Source organism: Tistrella bauzanensis (assembly GCF_014636235.1).
Lineage (GTDB): Bacteria > Pseudomonadota > Alphaproteobacteria > Tistrellales > Tistrellaceae > Tistrella > Tistrella bauzanensis.
Window position 1 is genome coordinate 13,115 of record NZ_BMDZ01000037.1, and the last position, 16,048, is coordinate 29,162.

Annotated in this window: 15 protein-coding genes; 4 read left to right on the top strand and 11 right to left on the bottom strand. The window is 65.8% G+C overall.

What is annotated here, in order from left to right; genetic code table 11:
* Positions 1-3 precede the first annotated feature (3 nt).
* The 4 genes from IEW15_RS15255 to IEW15_RS15270 form a co-directional block, all read right to left on the bottom strand.
* The gene (locus tag IEW15_RS15255; protein ID WP_188579436.1) at positions 4-756 is read right to left on the bottom strand and encodes an ABC transporter ATP-binding protein; all 753 of its coding nucleotides are present in this window, start codon (positions 754-756) and stop codon (positions 4-6) included.
* The gene (locus tag IEW15_RS15260; protein ID WP_188579438.1) at positions 756-2,078 is read right to left on the bottom strand and encodes a branched-chain amino acid ABC transporter permease; all 1,323 of its coding nucleotides are present in this window, start codon (positions 2,076-2,078) and stop codon (positions 756-758) included. Before IEW15_RS15260 ends, IEW15_RS15255 begins: the two co-directional genes overlap by 1 nt.
* The gene (locus IEW15_RS15265) at positions 2,075-3,025 is read right to left on the bottom strand and encodes a branched-chain amino acid ABC transporter permease (protein ID WP_188579441.1); all 951 of its coding nucleotides are present in this window, start codon (positions 3,023-3,025) and stop codon (positions 2,075-2,077) included. Before IEW15_RS15265 ends, IEW15_RS15260 begins: the two co-directional genes overlap by 4 nt.
* 375 nt (positions 3,026-3,400) lie before the next feature.
* Positions 3,401-4,639 (bottom strand): branched-chain amino acid ABC transporter substrate-binding protein, encoded by a 1,239-nt coding sequence (locus tag IEW15_RS15270; RefSeq protein ID WP_188579443.1) that lies wholly within the window; start codon positions 4,637-4,639, stop codon positions 3,401-3,403.
* A 389-nt stretch (positions 4,640-5,028) separates the two neighbouring features.
* Here IEW15_RS15270 and IEW15_RS15275 point away from each other — a divergent pair, with 389 nt between their 5' ends.
* Complete coding sequence (locus tag IEW15_RS15275) at positions 5,029-5,490, top strand: MaoC family dehydratase (protein WP_188579445.1); 462 nt, start codon at positions 5,029-5,031, stop codon at positions 5,488-5,490.
* A gap of 60 nt (positions 5,491-5,550) precedes the next feature.
* Here IEW15_RS15275 and IEW15_RS15280 read toward each other — a convergent pair whose 3' ends face one another.
* Entirely contained in the window at positions 5,551-7,209 is a 1,659-nt protein-coding gene (locus IEW15_RS15280; protein WP_306432625.1) for a long-chain-fatty-acid--CoA ligase, read from the bottom strand.
* A 253-nt stretch (positions 7,210-7,462) separates the two neighbouring features.
* On the bottom strand, positions 7,463-8,266 hold the full coding sequence (gene surE / locus IEW15_RS15285; protein ID WP_188579447.1) for a 5'/3'-nucleotidase SurE: 804 nt from the start codon (positions 8,264-8,266) through the stop codon (positions 7,463-7,465).
* Between the two features lie 222 nt (positions 8,267-8,488).
* On the opposite strand from surE, the gene IEW15_RS15290 reads away from it, so the two are divergent.
* From IEW15_RS15290 to IEW15_RS15300, 3 genes are all read left to right on the top strand, one after another.
* On the top strand, positions 8,489-9,283 hold the full coding sequence (locus IEW15_RS15290) for a glucose 1-dehydrogenase (protein ID WP_188579449.1): 795 nt from the start codon (positions 8,489-8,491) through the stop codon (positions 9,281-9,283).
* 80 nt (positions 9,284-9,363) lie between these two features.
* On the top strand, positions 9,364-10,146 hold the full coding sequence (locus IEW15_RS15295; protein WP_188579451.1) for an SDR family NAD(P)-dependent oxidoreductase: 783 nt from the start codon (positions 9,364-9,366) through the stop codon (positions 10,144-10,146).
* 230 nt (positions 10,147-10,376) lie between these two features.
* Entirely contained in the window at positions 10,377-11,429 is a 1,053-nt protein-coding gene (locus IEW15_RS15300; protein WP_188579453.1) for a phosphotransferase, read from the top strand.
* Between the two features lie 56 nt (positions 11,430-11,485).
* Here the strand turns inward: IEW15_RS15300 and IEW15_RS15305 are convergent, their stop codons facing one another.
* The 5 genes from IEW15_RS15305 to IEW15_RS15325 are packed head-to-tail and all read right to left on the bottom strand — an operon-like array spanning position 11,486 to position 16,038.
* The gene (locus tag IEW15_RS15305; RefSeq protein WP_188579454.1) at positions 11,486-12,259 is read right to left on the bottom strand and encodes an ABC transporter ATP-binding protein; all 774 of its coding nucleotides are present in this window, start codon (positions 12,257-12,259) and stop codon (positions 11,486-11,488) included.
* Positions 12,256-13,317 carry a dihydrodipicolinate synthase family protein gene (locus IEW15_RS15310; protein ID WP_188579456.1) on the bottom strand — a complete coding sequence of 354 codons (1,062 nt, stop codon included), beginning with the start codon at positions 13,315-13,317 and terminating at the stop codon, positions 12,256-12,258. Before IEW15_RS15310 ends, IEW15_RS15305 begins: the two co-directional genes overlap by 4 nt.
* Positions 13,318-13,347: 30 nt before the next feature.
* On the bottom strand, positions 13,348-14,199 hold the full coding sequence (locus IEW15_RS15315) for a GNAT family N-acetyltransferase (RefSeq protein ID WP_188579459.1): 852 nt from the start codon (positions 14,197-14,199) through the stop codon (positions 13,348-13,350).
* A complete protein-coding gene (locus tag IEW15_RS15320; protein WP_188579461.1) occupies positions 14,186-15,229 on the bottom strand; it encodes an NAD-dependent epimerase/dehydratase family protein in 1,044 nt (347 codons plus the stop codon). Before IEW15_RS15320 ends, IEW15_RS15315 begins: the two co-directional genes overlap by 14 nt.
* The gene (locus tag IEW15_RS15325) at positions 15,226-16,038 is read right to left on the bottom strand and encodes an ABC transporter permease (protein WP_188579464.1); all 813 of its coding nucleotides are present in this window, start codon (positions 16,036-16,038) and stop codon (positions 15,226-15,228) included. Before IEW15_RS15325 ends, IEW15_RS15320 begins: the two co-directional genes overlap by 4 nt.
* Positions 16,039-16,048 lie beyond the last annotated feature (10 nt).

The following is a 16,048-nucleotide window of genomic DNA, read 5'->3' on the forward strand; positions in this document are numbered from 1 at the left end:
TGGTCATGCCGCTTCCTCGCCGAGATAGGCCTGCTGGACAGCGCGGTTCTTGCGGATATCGGCCGGCACGTCGGTGGCGATCACCTCGCCATAGACCAGCACCGAAATCCGGTCGGCCAGACCGAAGACCACACCCATGTCATGTTCCACCATCACCAGGGTCTTGCCCTCGGTGACCGAACGGATCAGGTCGACCGCCTGTTCGGTTTCGGTGTTGCTCATGCCGGCCGTGGGCTCGTCGAGCAGGATCACGTCGGGATCGCCGGCGATGGTCAGCCCGATTTCCAGCGCCCGCTGTTCGGCATAGGACAGGAAGCCGGCCAGAACCTTGCCGCGCGACTGAAGGTGAATCCGCTCAAGGATCGCCTCGGCATCCTCGTTCAACTGGCGCTGTTTGGCGACCATCTGCCAGAACGAGTATTTATAGCCGCGCGACCACAGCAGGGCGCAGCGGATGTTCTCGAACACCGTCATCTTCGGAAAGATGTTGGTGACCTGGAAGCTGCGGCTGAGGCCCCGGCGGTTGATCTGCTGGGCGGCGAGGCCGGTGATTTCCTCGCCATTCAGCTTGATCGACCCCGACGAGACCGGAAACCGGCCGCTGATCAGATGGAACAGGGTCGATTTGCCGGCGCCGTTCGGGCCGATCACCGCATGGCGATGGCCCTTCTGCACCTGAAGGTTCAGGCCGCGGATGATTTCGGTCGGGCCGAAGCTCTTGCGCAGATCGGTGAGTTCGAGGGCAAGCCCGGTCATCACGCCGCCTCCTGCTTGATGTCGTGGATCACGCCATCCCAGCTATGCCTGATCCGCCGGATCGCCAGACGGAACAGGAACCCGCCGACCACGGTGACCGCGATCGCGAGCAGCCACGGCATCACCGCCTGCACCGACACCTCCTGGCCATACAGTTCCATCGGGATCGACGCGTCATAGGTGGTCGACATGTAATAATTCATCTCGATCAGGGCGACGAGGCCCAGACCCATCAGCAGGAAGGTCGCCAGACCGATGGCATAGGGCACGATCAGCCGGTTCAGGCGTCGGGCCTGCCAGATCGGCTCATGCAGGGCGATGATCCCGGCAAGACCCATCGGCGCGAACATCACCATCACGATGAACAGCACGCCGAAATAGAGCTGCCATGTCTCGGTGATCGACGACAGGCTGAGCTGCAGGATGGTGACCAGGATGGCGCCCAGGATCGGGCCGGCGAAGTTGCCGACGCCGCCGATGAAGGTCATCAGCAGCACCGAACCCGAGGTGACGGCGCTGACATTCTCGGCGGTGACGATTTCATAGTTCACGGCGGTCAGGCCGCCGGCGACACCGGCGAAGAAGCTGGCCAGCGTGTACTGGACGAAGCGCACCATCCGCGGGTCATAGCCCACGAAACGGGCGCGTTCCTCATTGTCGCGCACGGCATTGGCCATGCGGCCCAGGGGCGTGCGGGTCAGCAGATACATGGCGATGGTGCAGATCAGGCACCAGCCGGCGATCAGGTAATAGACGTCGATCTGCGGGCCATAATTGAAGAACAGGCCGGTGTGGGTGACGCGGTTGCCCGAAATGCCACTCTCGCCGCCGAAGAGTTCCGGAAACATCGACGTGCCGGCATAGACCAGCTCGCCGATGCCCAGCGAGATCATCGCGAAGGTGGTGCCGGCGCGGGCGGTGGAGATCCAGCCGAAGATCGCGCCGAAGATCATGGCGCCGAAGCCGCCGGCCAGCGGCAGAAGCTCCAGCGGCAGCGCGAAGCCCTCGGGCGAGATTGCGTTCAGAACATGGATCGCGACGAAACCGCCCAGGCCATAGAACACCGCATGGCCGAAGGACAGCATGCCCCCCTGGCCGAGCAGCATGTTGTATGACAGGGCGAAGATGATCGAGATGCCGATCTGGCTGAGCAGAGACCGCGAGAACCCCGTGGTCATGATCTGCGGCGCCACGATCAGCACGATGATCGCGAAGATCCACAAGCCATAGCGGCCGAGGAAACCGCCGCCCCGGTCGCTGCGGGCGCCGCCGCGCAGGGCGGCGGCGCTGGTCTTGCCGGTGGGAAGGGTGCGGTCGCTCATGATTCGCGCGTCCCCATCAGGCCCTTCGGGCGGAAGATCAACATCAGCACCAGCATCAGATAGGGCAGGATCGGCGCGGTCTGCGACACCGAGATCCGGGCCAGCGTGCCGATGAAGCCGTCGGTGGGCAGATAGATGCCGATGGCGCCGAGCGTGCCGCCCAGCGACCAGTCGAGTGCCACGGCCAATGTCTGGATCACGCCGATCAGGATCGAGGCGACGAAGGCGCCGCCCAGCGACCCCATGCCGCCGAACACCACGACCACGAAGATGATCGGGCCCAGCAGGAAGGCCATGCCGGGTTCGGTGACCAGGATCGGGCCGCCGATCACCCCGGCCAGCGCCGCCAGCGCCGTGCCGCCGCCGAACACCATCATGAACACCCGCGGCACGTTATGGCCCAGCGCCGCGACCATGTCGGGATGTGTCAGCGCCGCCTGGATGATCATGCCGATCCGGGTCCGGGTGATGGTCAGGAACAGCGCCACGAACATCAGCACCGCGATCAGCAGAATGAACGCGCGATAGGCCGGGAAATTGGTGCCGAGCAGCGTGAAGAAGGTGTAGTTCAGATCGGCCGGCACCCCGTAATCGACGGGAATGCGGCCCCAGATCATCACCACCACTTCCTCGATCAGGAAGGCCAGACCGAAGGTGAACAGCAGTTCGGCGACATGGCCGAATTTGTGCACGCGCCTCAGGCCATAGCGTTCGATCAGCATGCCGATGCCGCCGACCAGCAGCGGTGCCACGATCAGGGCCACCCAGAAGCCGGTCACGGTGCTGATCTGATACGCGAAATATGCGCCCAGCATGAAGAAGCTGGCATGCGCGAAATTCAGGACACCCATCATGCTGAAGATGAGCGTCAGCCCGCTCGACAGCATGAACAACAGCATGCCGAACAGCAGGCCGTTGAGGAGGGAGAAGACGACGATTTCCAGCATCTCGCCCTTCAGTCTATGCGAGGTGTGGCGTGGCCGGCTTCGGCCGACGCGTCAATGGCGCGCGGTCGGGGGGGTGGCCGGTCGCCGACGCCCCCGGATACGTCGCAAGCCCCGGATGGGGGGCCGTTCGGTTCCGTGGTGCCTCCGGCCGGCGGTGGCGGCGGGGCGATGGCGGGGGCATCGGCCAGGCTGCGGCGCACCGGTCTCGGAAGCATGCAGGGGTCGCGTCCGCCGGATGAGGGATCATGCCCGATGGAGGGCATGGCCCGGGGCAGGGCGCGGCCGGAACAGAAACGGTCGCCCGCCATCCCGATCGGTGCCGGCCGGCCGCCAAGGGCGGCGCCGTACCGGTCGGGGTGGCGAACGTCAGCCCGGTCAGCTCGGACGCTGCATCTTGCAGGTCGTCGCGGTCTCGGTATTGGGTCCGTCGATCTTGGCGTCGGTCTTCCAGCCGAGACCGGTGTGCTCGGTGTCGTACTTCACGCCCTTGGTGAAGGTCGAGATGTACAGCGGCTGAGACACCTGATGGTCGTCGGCCCGCATGGTGACGGGGCCGAGGGCACTCTGATAGGTCAGGCCCTCAAGCGCCTTGGCAACCTCGACCGGCTGGTCGCTCTTTGCCTTGTCCATGGCCTGCTGGAGCATGCCAAGCATGGTGCGGATGCGGCCATAATAGAAATCGAGGTCATACTTGGCGAGGAAGCTGACATAGGCGTCCTCAAGCACTTTGGTCTCGGCGCTGGGCGTTTCGACCGGCAGGTTGGCATGCCACTCGGTGACCTGCTTCACCTTGCCGTTGCCGGCTTCACCGATCGCCACCGGCGTGCCGAGGCCGCCGCCGTAATAGGTGTAGTACTGAACGTCGAGCCCGGCCGCGGCGCTGGCCTTGACCAGCAGCGACAGATCGGCGCCCCAGTTACCGGTGATCACGGTATCGGCGCCCGATGCCTTGATCTTCGAGATATAGGGCGAGAAATCCTTGACCTTGCCAACCGGATGCAGGTCATCGCCGACCACCTCGACGTCCGGGCGCTTTTCGTTCAGCAGCTTGCGGCCGATCTTGGACACCGCCTGACCGTGCGAGTAGTCCATGTTGATCAGATAGACCTTCTTGACCGAAGGCTGATCCTTGATGTAGTTCGTGATCGCTTCCAGCTTCATGTCGCTATTGGCGTCGAAGCGGAAATGCCAGAAGTTGCAGGCGTCGTTGGTCAGGGTGGGGTCGACGGCCGCATAGTTCAGGTACAGCACGCGATTGTCGGGGTTGCGTTCGTTGTGCTTGGCGACCGCCTCGCTCAACGCCGCGCCGACATGGCTGCCATTGCCCTGAGTGATGTAATGCACGCCCTGGTCGATCGCGCTCTTCAGCGCAACCAGGCTGTCCTTCGGGCTCGACTTGTTGTCGATGGTGACCAGTTCGAGCTTCTTGCCGTTGAAGCCGCCATTCGCGTTGAAATACTCGATGAAATACGCGAAGTGCTTGGCACCTTCGTCACCAACATTCGCAAACGGACCCGAGAGCGGATCGATATAGGCGATCTTGATGGTGTCCTCGGCATGTGCTGCACCGGCCATGCCGAATGCGGCCACGGCGAGCGCGATCGCGCTGGTCATGGCAGTCAGTGTCTGTTTGGGCGTCAACGCAGCCTCCCTTGGCATTTTACGTCGTTGCATAGCGGCGACCTTGTCGGCCCGTCTCTGGCGGGGCCGGTGGTGCCTCTTGGAGCGGACCACAGATGATCACCTGCTGATCACCTCTGATCCCCGATCGGTCGTTCACGACCGTTGGTGTTGTTGGCGGAGGGGCGCGTGGCCCGGCCTCACTCCACGATTGCTTATAGCCTAAACGATCCAGATCTTCAAAAACAGCGAAATATAATTTCGCATACCGGAATTAAAAGCAAACTCTTGAAAAGAGACAAACGTTCTGCCCATAATCACCGGTGGATGAACAATAAATCGCCTCTACCTAAAGGCGCAAAACGAGAGGAGACCTTAAACTCATGCGCGTTATTCATGGGCTGGACGACCTGAGATCTGCCGTCGGCAGCGAACTTGGCGTCAGTGACTGGGTTCTGGTCGATCAGGATCGCATCAACAAGTTCGCCGAGGCAACCGGTGACTATCAGTGGATCCATCTGGATGTGGAGCGGGCTGCCCGCGAAACACCCTGGAAATCGACGATCGCCCATGGCTATCTCACCCTGTCGCTGGTGCCGATGCTGATGGCCGGGATCTGGTCCGTGGAAGGGGTCGCCTCCTCGATCAATTACGGGTCCAACAAGGTGCGTTTCACGTCACCGGTGCCGTCAGGCAGCCGCGTCCGCGGCCGTGCGGTCCTGAAGGCGGTCGATGATCAGGGGCCGGGTTCGGTGCGCCTGACCGTGGAACTGACGGTGGAGCGTGAAGGCCAGGAGCGGCCGGTCTGCGTTGCCGAAACCCTGTCGATCCTGAACTTCGCCTGATCCCCCTGACTGTTACCAGACACCGGCCCCGCAATGGATCGCGGGGCCGGTGTGCGGTTGTCAGACCGTCGGCAGCTTGTGGTCCTTGAAGATCTGGCGGAGCTGTGCCTTCAACACCTTGCCCGTGCCACTATGGGGCAGTTCGTCGACCAGCACCACATCATCGGGCAACCAAAGGCGCGCCACGCGCGAGGTCAGCCAGGACAGGATTTCATCCTTGTCCGGCGTCTCACCCGGTTTCGGCACCACGATCAGCAGCGGGCGTTCATCCCATTTCGGATGGGAGACCCCGATGACCGCGGCCTCGGCCACTTTCGGGTGGCCCATCACCGCGTTTTCCAGGTCGATCGAACTGATCCATTCGCCACCCGATTTGATGACATCCTTGGCGCGGTCGACGATGTGCATGTAGCCGTCGGCATCGATGGTCGCCACGTCGCCGGTGCGGAACCAGCCATCCTCGTCGAAGGCCGCCAGATTGGCCTCGTCATTATGGTAATAGCCGCTGGTGATCCAGGGGCCCGAGACCAGCAGCTCGCCGAAGGCCTTGCCATCATGCGGCAGCGCCCGGCCCATGGGATCGACGATCTTCATGCCGACCATGGCGACCATCCGGCCCTGGGTCGCCTTCAGCGCATAGCGTTCCTCGGCCGGGCGGTCCAGATCCTTGCGCTTCAGGATGCCGATGGTGCCCATCGGGCTCATCTCGGTCATACCCCAGGCATGGGCGACGTCGACGCCGAACTCTTCCTCGAAGGTGCGGATCATCGACACCGGTGCCGCCGAGCCGCCGATCACGATGCTTTTCAGCATGTCGAGCCGCTTGCCCGACTGGCGGAGATAGTTGATCAGGTTCAGCCATACCGTCGGCACGCCGGCGGTCAGGGTCACGCCTTCCGCCTCGAACAACTCGTGCAGGCCCTCGCCGTCCAGGCGCGGGCCGGGCAGAACCAGCTTGGCGCCGAACATCGCGCAGGCATAGGGGATGCCCCAGGCGTTCACATGGAACAGCGGCACCACCGGCAGCACGACCTCGCGCCCCGAAACGCCCACGCCCTCGGCACAGCCGGCTGCCATCGCATGCAGCACGGTCGACCGGTGGCTGTACAGCACGCCCTTGGGCTTGCCGGTGGTGCCCGAGGTATAGCAGAGCGACGAGGCGGCGCGCTCGTCCAGATCCGGCCAGTCATAACTGGCGGGCTGGCCGGCGATCAGCTCTTCATAGCAGAGGAGATCGTCGAAGCCGGGCGGGGTTTCGGGCATATGGGCCCGGTCGGTCATCACCACCACATGGCGCAGATGCGGCAGCTGCCCCTGCAGGCGCGCCACCAGCGGCACGAAGGTCGGGTCGACGAACAGAACCTCGTCCTCGGCATGGTTGAGGATATAGGCCATCTGGTCGGCGGCGAGCCGGGGATTGATGGTGTGGCACACGGCCCCCATCCCCGAGATCGCGAAATAGAGTTCGAAATGGCGGTGATTGTTCCAGGCCAGGGTCGCGACCCGGTCGCCTGGCGCCACTTTCAGGCTGACCAGACCATTGGCCAGCGCCTGCACCCGGTCATAGGCCGCGCCATAGCCGTAACGGTGGATCGTGCCTTCGCAGTTGCGCGACACGATCTCGGTCGTCGCATGACAGCGGGCGGCATATTGCAGAAGAGTGATGATGGACAATGGTGCATCCATCATCTGCCCCATCAGCGGCAGAAGACGCGACATGGATTGGATATTCCTCCCTGGGTGGCAGCATGTGGGCACCGCTTTGCGATGCACCCGGTGCCCATAGTCTCTTGTGCCGGCTCTTGATCGGCCGGCTGGCGTTATGGTGGCGGCTCCCGCGCGACAGGTCAAACATTTGTCTCACCCAATTCGCGGAAGATTGCGTCTGCGACCTCGTGACGCGACCGCATGTTTCCGGACGGAAATTGACCGGCGGTTCAACGGCATGGAAGCATCGCGCGTGAACCGCGGTTCACGCGCGACCGCCGGGCAGGCTGTCGATCAGGGCCTGAAGGGCGGTGCGGTCGCCGGCCCAGCTGCGGTCCACCCCAAGTGGCGTGATCGAGACGTGACGATCCCGCAGGGCCTGGATGTCGCAATCGGCCGAGCGATCGGGGCCGCGGCGATCGAAGCGCAACCACAGATCGGTGTCGCCGTGATGGTCGACCTCGGTCTCCACCCGGATGCCGCCGATCATGCCATGGCCCTGGCGGGTCAGCCGCGCGCCCTGCACATCCGCTGGTGGGCAATCGGGGAAGTTGATGTTCAGCATCACGTCCTCGGGCCAGCCCCGGGCCAGCAGCCCGCGCAGCATGGCCGGGGCCAGCGTTCGCGGCGTGTCCCACGGCACGAAGGACGGGTCGCGGAAGGTCTGGCTGAGGGCGATGGCCGGAATGCCCATCAACTGGGCGGTGGTGGCGGCGCCGACCGTGCCGGAATAGACCACCTCTTCGGCCAGATTGGCGCCGCGATTGACCCCGGACAGCACCAGATCCGGCCGGGCATCGGGCATCACATGGGCCAGCGCCACCGCCACGCAATCGGCCGGCGTGCCATCGACCCGATAGCGCCGGGGCCCGATCTCGTGAACCCTGAGCGGCCGGCGGATGGTCAGCGCCGTCGATCCGCCGCTGCTGTCGAGGGTGGGGGCGACCACCCAGACCTCGGGTGCCAGCGCATGTGCAATCTCTTCCAGCACCGCCAGGCCTTCGCCGTCGATGCCGTCGTCATTGGTGAGCAGGATGCGCTGGGGCATCGGGCGCGGCGCACGGGTCATCGGCGGCAGGTATCCTCTGGCGGAAGGGCTGTGGCGGCCAGCGGCCGGCGATGGCAGGCTGAAACGAGACAGTCGCAGACACCGTCTCGTTCAAACGAACGTTTGACGCGAGCGATGAAACCGGAAACACTGCCCGAGATCAAGCGCGAAGGGCAAAACCACCGGCTGCATGGCTTTGACGGCCGGGACAATGATTCATCGATGCGGAGGGAGACGCGAACCATGAGTGCTGCTGTGGCGCGGGCCGGACGGCTTGAAGGCAAGGTGGTTCTGATCACGGGTGCGGCGGGCGGTCTGGGCCAGGCGATGGCGCATCTGTTCGCCGCCGAGGGAGCGACCCTGGTGCTGACCGATCTGGGCCAGGACCGGCTGGACGCGCTGAAGGCGGCGCTGTCGTCCAGCGGCTATGACCGGGTTCTGGTGATGGAGCAGGACGTCACCGATGAGGCGCTGTGGGAAGAGGTGATCGACAAGACCGTCGCCGGCCTCGGCCGGCTGGACGTGCTGGTGAACAATGCTGGCATCGGCTACATGGCCGATCTTGAGGAGACCAGCCTGGCCGAATGGAAGCGGGTTCACGCGATCAATGCCGAAGGCCCGTTCCTTGGCACCCGCAAGGCCATCAAGGTGATGAAGCTGACCGGCGGTGGGTCGATCGTGAACATTTCCTCGATCGCCGGGCTGATCGGGGCTGTCAACCTTGCCGCCTATTGTTCCAGCAAGGGTGCCGTGCGGCTGTTCACCAAAGCGGCGGCGCTGCATTGCGCCCGGCGTGGCTATAACATCCGGGTCAATTCGGTGCATCCGTCGTTCACCGAGACGCCGATGGTGCGCGACATGATCACCAGCGCCCGAAACCCCGACAAGATGGAGGCCGCGCTTGCCACCGCGGCGCCGATGGGCCGTATGGGCCGGCCCGACGAGGTCGCCTACGCGGTGCTGTATCTGGCCAGTGACGAGAGCAGCTTCGTCACCGGCACCGAGCTTGCGGTCGATGGCGGCAACACCGCCACATAGGACAGGATCCCGGCCGCCCGACGATCTACAAGAACGCGACGATCCACAAGAAACCGCTCTTCAGGGAGGGGCCGCGCCCCATGACCAATCAGAATCCGATGTTCGACCTGACCGGCAAGGTTGCCGTGATCACCGGTTCCACCCGCGGCATCGGCAAGTCGATCGCCGAGCAGATGGCGGCGGCGGGCGCCAAGGTGGTGATTTCCAGCCGCAAGCCCGAGCCATGCGCGGCGGTGCGCGCCGAACTGGTCGCCCGGGGCGCCGAGGCGATCGACGTGCCGTGCAACATCAGCAGCAAGGAAGACTGCGAGCGTCTGATCGACGAGACCCGCAAGGCCTTCGGCCGGGTCGACATCCTGGTCGGCAATGCCGCGAGCAATCCCTATTACGGGCCGGCCGCCGACATGCCCGACGAGGCGTTCGTCAAGATCATGACGAATAATGTGCTGTCCAATCTGTGGCTGTGCAATCAGGTCGTGCCCGAGATGAAGGAGCGCCGCGACGGCGCGATCGTGCTGATCTCGTCGATCGCCGCCATCCGCGGCACGCCGGTGCTGGGCGCCTATGCGGCATCGAAGGCGGCGGAAGCCCAGATGGTGCGCAACCTCGCCATCGAATACGGGCCGCACAACATCCGCATCAACGCGATCGCACCCGGCCTGATCAAGACCGATTTCGCCCGCGCGCTGTGGGAGAACCCCAAGATGCGTGAGAAGGTCGAGAAGTCGGCGCCGCTGAACCGTATCGGCGAGCCCGAGGATATCGGCGGCGCCGCCGTGTTCCTGGCCTCGAACGCCGCGCGTTTCATCACCGGCCAACTGCTGGTGATCGATGGCGGCGTCACGGTCGGCGATACGCTCTGATCGACACCACCAGGCCGGGCGGCGAGGGTGATGGCCCCCGGTGCCCTGCCTGTGCCAACATGGTTCCGGCCGTTGATGGCGGAGCGTGCGGATCGCGTCCGGCTGATGATCGCGTCGATCACCGGCAGGCGGGCGTGATCCGCGCGCTCCGCATCGATGCGTTCCAGAGCGCATGATCCGGCCCCCGCCCAAGACAACCGCCGTCCACAGATCCGGAGATCCCACGCCCCATGTCCGGCCCCAATCTCGTTCCGGTCCGCGAGGCGCTGCGCCTCGACGAGGCTGCGCTGTCGACCTATCTCACCGGCCGGTTGCCCGGCTTCGATCCCGCCGATCTCCGGGTCCTGCAATTCGAAGGCGGGCAGTCGAACCCGACCTATATGCTGGAAAGCGCCGGCCGGCGGTATGTGCTGCGCAAGAAGCCGCCGGGCAAGCTGCTGCCGTCGGCGCATATGGTGGAACGCGAATACCGCTTCATCGCCGGTCTGGCCGACAGCGAGGTGCCGGTGCCCCGGGCCTATCTGCTGTGCGAGGACACCGACATCATCGGCACGGCGTTCTATGTGATGGATTATGTCGAGGGCCGGGTGCTGACCGACCCGCTGCTGCCCGGCCTGTCACCGGCCGAGCGCGGCGCCACCTATGACGAACTGAACCGGGTGATGGCGGCGCTGCACAAGGTGGACTTCGCCGCCGCCGGCCTGTCGGACATGGGCAAGACCTCCGAGTATCTGGCGCGCCAGATCAGCCGCTGGAGCCGGCAGTACGAGGCGAGCAAGACCCATGAGATCCCGGCGATGGACAAGCTGATCGCCTGGCTGGGCGCCAATATTCCCGCCGATGACAGCGTGTCGATCGTTCATGGCGATTTCCGGCTGGCGAATGTGATCTTCCATCCGACCGAGCCGAAGATCCTGGCGGTGCTGGATTGGGAGTTGGCGACGCTGGGCCATCCGCTGGGCGATTTCGCCTACAACGCCATGTTCTACAGCCTGCCGGCCGGCGATGAGGGCTTTCCCGGCCTGGGCGGCGCCGATCTGGCGGCGCTGGGCGTGCCGGGCGAAGACGAGTATGTCGCGGCCTATTGCCGGCGCACCGGCCGTGATCACATCGACAACTGGGCCTTCTACAAGGCCTTCGCGATGTTCCGGCTATCGGCCATTCTGCAGGGTGTCTATCACCGCGGCATCAGCGGCAACGCCAGTTCCGAACGGGCCAGGCTGGTCGGCGGCCGGGCGGCGCTGCTGGCGGAACTGGGTTGGCGGCAGGTCAGCGGCACTTGAGACCGCGGGGCCGCCCACCTTCCGGAAGGCGGGCGGCCCCGGATCACATGCCTGGATCACATGCCGAGCAGGGCATAGATCCGCTTGGTATAGGTGCCGAAGGCTTCCGTCGTCTTCATGTCCAGCCGGCGCGGATAGGGCAGGTCGATCGCGAAATGATCGGCCATCCGGGCCGGGCCCGATGTCAGCACCGCGCATTGCGACCCCAGGAACACCGCTTCCTGGATCGAATGGGTCACGAAGATGATCGTCTTGCGGCTCTCGCCCCAGATCCGCAGCATTTCCAGGTTCATCTTCTCGCGGGTCAGCGCGTCGAGCGCGCCGAACGGCTCGTCCATCAGGATCAGCTTGGGGTCGTGGACCAGGGCGCGGGCGATGGCCGCGCGCTGCTGCATGCCGCCCGACAGTTCATAAGGGTATTTGGTCTCGAAGCCCGACAGGCCGACCATGGCCAGCAGCTCGCGGGCACGGGCCTCGGCCTCGCGGCGCGGCAGCCCCAGAATCTGGGCCGGCAGCATCACATTCTGCAGGATGGTGCGCCATTTCAGCAGCAGGGCCTGCTGGAACACCATGCCGACATCGCGGCCGGGCGTGAAGGCCGAGCTGGCGTTGCCGATCTGGACCAGACCGTCATCGGCGTCGTGCAGCCCGGCCAGGATCTTAAGTAGCGTGCTCTTGCCGCAGCCCGACGGTCCGACCAGCGACACCATGTCGCCTTCGTGCACGTCCATGGTGACGTCCGAGACCGCGACGAATTCCCGCGCGCCCGACCGATAGACCTTGCGGACGCCGTTCAGCCGGATCAGCGGTTCGGTGGCGGATGTTGTCATGACAGCCAGCGCTCCAGGTTCGCGGCGACAAAGTCGTCGTCTGACAGATCGGCATGCTCGCGGCACACCCGGTCGAGTTCCGCCGCCTGCCCCGGGCTCAGGCCCTCATGCGGATCCAGGCACCAGATGCCGTCGAGCAGGCCCTGGCGGCGCAGCACCTCGTGGCAGCCGGCGATGCAGCCATGGAAGTCGTTGGCGACATCGAAGAAGGCGGCATTGCAGTCGGTGACCCGGCTGTCGAGGGCGAGCAGATCGGCCGGAATGGCACCGGCCGCCACCGCGCCCTGCAACCGCTCCAGCATCCGCGCGGCGCTTCGCGTCCACACCGACCAATGGCCCAGAAGGCCACCCCGGAACCGCACCGTCACCGGCGCGCCGTCGCGCATCACCGTGAACGGGGTCAGCAGGTCCAGCACGATATGATCGTCATTGCCGGTATAAAGCGTGACCCGGTCTTCGGCCCGGGCCGCGACCACGCCGCGCATGACGTCGAGCGTGGCGTAACGGTTGAACGGTGCGGCCTTGATCGCCACCACATTGTCGATGGCGGCGAAGCGCGCCCAGAAATCGGCATTCAACGCCATGCCGCCCACGGCCGGCTGAAGGTAGAACCCGATCAGCGGGATCCGGGCGGCCACCCCTTCGCAATGCGCGATCAGCGCATCGGTGTCATGCCCCTTCAGCGCCGCCAGACTGAGCAGCCCGGCGTGATAGCCGAGCCCGACGGCGGTGCGGGCTTCGGCCACCGCCTGACCGGTGTCGCCGGCCAGCCCCGCCACCATCACCAGCGGCCGGTCGGTCCAGGCTCTGGCATCGGCCATCGCCGCCGCCAGCACCGGTTCATACAGCCCCACATCGCGAATGGCGAACTGGGTGGTGTGCACCCCCACCGCCAGCCCGCCCGCGCCGGCATCGACATAATAGCGGGTCAGGGCGCGCTGGCGGTGGCGGTCGAAGCGCCGGTCCTGGTCCAGCGCCAGCGGATGCGCCGGGATGGCGGTGCCGGTGCGTAGCCGCTCCAGGATCTCCGGCGGCAGGGTCGAGCGATGCAGGGTCATGGGCGGAGTCCTTGAGACAGGAGCGGCGGGTCAGCCGAATTCCGGGCCGGCGGCGGCGAACAGCCGGCCGGACGTGCCAATGGGGACGGGGTGGCCGCAGGCCATGCGCAGGAACGGGCGGCTGGGCACGAAGCGCTGCGCACCCAGATGCTGGCCGAGGGCGGTATGATGGTCGGCCAGATCGATGATCACCGGCCCGTCGATCGCGGCGCAGGCGGCATTCAGCAGATCGGCTGCCACGGCGTCGCTGGCGGCGACCAGCGGGCCGATCTGGGTGGCGGCCCGGCCCGGTCGGCTGAGCACGAAGCCCGTGCCGTCGACATGCACGAAACCCGATGTCCCGCTGCCGGCCAACCGGCCGAGCAGGGCGGCCCGGGCTGCACCGAGCGCCTGTGTGTCCAGCGCCAGGATTGCCGGCAGATCATCGGCGGTGGCCGGGCGGCAGCGACCGGCGGCGCCCCTCACGCCGCCGCCGCCCTGGCCTTCCCAGCGGGTCAGGCCGAACCAGGGCAGAAAGCCCAGCGGCCGGTAGACCCGCTCCCCCGCCGGTGTCGCGTCCAGCACCGGCAGCAGGCCGGCCGCGCGGCAATGGTTCAGGCAGGCGTTCAGGATATGGGTGCCAAGGCCCCGGCCCCGCTGGCCGGCCCGGACCAGAACCATGCTGATCCAGGCGATATCAGGCCCGTGCGGCAGCACCGCGCCGGTGGCGACGGGGCGGCCATCTTCACCGGCAATGGCGAACACCGTGCCGGCATCGAAGAACACCGACCAGTCGGCGGCGGTCTGGTTCCAGCCGGCTTCGGCCGAGAGGTCCAGGCAGCCGGCGATATGGTCGGGGCCGATCCGGCCGACCTTGGGTGGCGTGGTCTCAATAGGTGCCATCCCGCACCTCGAAATGGGTGGGCTTGCCCAGCGCCGGGCGTTCCTTCGCCACCCAGTCCGCCACCCAGTCGATCATCCGGGCCAGCGGCACGGCGGGGTAGCCGAATAATCCGCAGGCCTGGGCGGTGTTGGTCAGCCATGCGGTCGGGGCTTCGGTGCCGGTGACAATCGCCTCGCGGCCCAGCCGTTCGGCGAAGGTGCGGGCCAGCCAGCGCACCGCGATCGTCTCAGGGCCGGACACGTTGATCGGGCTGGTCGGGCCGGTGGCATGGGCCAGGCAGCGCAGTGCCTGGGCATTGGCATCGCCCTGCCAGATCACGTTGACATGGCCCATGGTCACGTCGACCGGCTCGCCGTCGCGCACCTTGCGCGCCACGTCGAACAGCACGCCATAGCGCAGATCGACCGCGTAGTTCAGCCGGAACAGCCGGCCCGGCGTACCGTAGACCTCGGAGAAATGCCCGAAGATCCGCTCGCGGCCGATGCACGAGAAGGCGTATTCGCCGGGTGGGTTCAGCACCGAGTCCTCGGTCGATCCCTGGCTCGCGACATCGACAAACGGATAGACGCAGCCGGTGGAGAAGGCGACGATCCGGCTGTCGCGGAAGGCTTCCGCCACCATCGACGGCACATGAACGTTCATCGCCCAGGTGAGGTTGGCCGATCCGGTGGCGCCGAATTTGCGCCCGGCCATGAACACCACGTTGCGGGCCTTCGGCAGAGCCTCGATCGCGGCGCGGTCCATCAGGTCGCAGGCGATGGTCTCGACGCCATGCGCCTCCAGGCTGTCGCGCAGGCCCGGTTCGCTGAAGCGGGCGACGCCGAAGACGCGCTTGCCCGGCGCCGCATTGCGGGCAAGGCGGGCGAGTGTCGGCCCCATCTTGCCGCCGACACCCAGCACCATGATGTCGCCGTCGATACCGGCCAGATCGGCGGCCAGCGCCCGGCTGGGGCGGGTCATGAAGGCGTCGAGCGCATCGGCGCTGTCGAAATGGTCGGGGAAGGCGGTGTCATCGAGCCAGGTGGTCATGTCATCCTCGCGTCTCTGGGGAGGAACAGGTGTTCGGCGACGAGCACCGCGAGATACAATCCAAGGCCGAGCAGGGTCAGCAGCACCACCGCCATGAACATGGCCGGCGTGTCGAGCGAGGCCTGAACCTGGATCATCAGATAGCCGAGGCCGCGTTCCGAGGCGATGAACTCGCCCACCACCGCGCCGGCGACGGCCAGGATCGCCGCGACTTTCATGCCCGAGAACAGATAGGGCAGGGCGCCGGGCAACTGGATGTAGCGGAAGGCCTGCCAGCGCGAGCCTTTGAGCGAGCGCACCAGATCGAGCAGATCGGGTTCGACCTCCTTCAACCCGCGTACAGTGGTCAGCAGGATCGGGAAGAAGCACAGCAGGAAGGTGATCAGGATGTTGGTGCCGATGCCATAGCTGAACCAGACGATCACCAGCGGCCCAAGCGCCACCTTGGGGATCATGTTCAGCGTGACCAGCAGCGGAAACACCAGCAGCGACAGCGGCCGCGACCACGAGAAGCCGAGGGCGAGCGCCACGCCCACCACCACCGACAGCACATAGCCACCGAAGATCTCGGTCGCGGTGACCAGGGTGTTGCCGGTCCAGTCATAGCTGGATTTGCCCAGGGTGGTGACGATGCCGCTTGGGGCCGGCAGCACGAAGGCCGGGATGTCGAACAGCCGGACCAGCGCTTCCCACAGTGCGATCGCGCCCAGATGAACGGCGGCGACGATCAGCCAGCGGCGTTGCGTCGCGGCCCGTTCCGCTCTGGCCTCCGCCCCGCCGCCACCTGTGGTGTCCACGGTGTTCGTCATGGCCTCTGTC

Coding starts and splice junctions, on each gene's coding strand:
- IEW15_RS15255 (WP_188579436.1), bottom strand. CDS start 756: ATGACCGGGCTTGCCCTCGAACTCACCGATCTGCGCAAGAGCTTCGGC.
- IEW15_RS15260 (WP_188579438.1), bottom strand. CDS start 2,078: ATGAGCGACCGCACCCTTCCCACCGGCAAGACCAGCGCCGCCGCCCTG.
- IEW15_RS15265 (WP_188579441.1), bottom strand. CDS start 3,025: ATGCTGGAAATCGTCGTCTTCTCCCTCCTCAACGGCCTGCTGTTCGGC.
- IEW15_RS15270 (WP_188579443.1), bottom strand. CDS start 4,639: ATGACCAGCGCGATCGCGCTCGCCGTGGCCGCATTCGGCATGGCCGGT.
- IEW15_RS15275 (WP_188579445.1), top strand. CDS start 5,029: ATGCGCGTTATTCATGGGCTGGACGACCTGAGATCTGCCGTCGGCAGC.
- IEW15_RS15280 (WP_306432625.1), bottom strand. CDS start 7,209: ATGTCGCGTCTTCTGCCGCTGATGGGGCAGATGATGGATGCACCATTG.
- surE (WP_188579447.1), bottom strand. CDS start 8,266: ATGACCCGTGCGCCGCGCCCGATGCCCCAGCGCATCCTGCTCACCAAT.
- IEW15_RS15290 (WP_188579449.1), top strand. CDS start 8,489: ATGAGTGCTGCTGTGGCGCGGGCCGGACGGCTTGAAGGCAAGGTGGTT.
- IEW15_RS15295 (WP_188579451.1), top strand. CDS start 9,364: ATGACCAATCAGAATCCGATGTTCGACCTGACCGGCAAGGTTGCCGTG.
- IEW15_RS15300 (WP_188579453.1), top strand. CDS start 10,377: ATGTCCGGCCCCAATCTCGTTCCGGTCCGCGAGGCGCTGCGCCTCGAC.
- IEW15_RS15305 (WP_188579454.1), bottom strand. CDS start 12,259: ATGACAACATCCGCCACCGAACCGCTGATCCGGCTGAACGGCGTCCGC.
- IEW15_RS15310 (WP_188579456.1), bottom strand. CDS start 13,317: ATGACCCTGCATCGCTCGACCCTGCCGCCGGAGATCCTGGAGCGGCTA.
- IEW15_RS15315 (WP_188579459.1), bottom strand. CDS start 14,199: ATGGCACCTATTGAGACCACGCCACCCAAGGTCGGCCGGATCGGCCCC.
- IEW15_RS15320 (WP_188579461.1), bottom strand. CDS start 15,229: ATGACCACCTGGCTCGATGACACCGCCTTCCCCGACCATTTCGACAGC.
- IEW15_RS15325 (WP_188579464.1), bottom strand. CDS start 16,038: ATGACGAACACCGTGGACACCACAGGTGGCGGCGGGGCGGAGGCCAGA.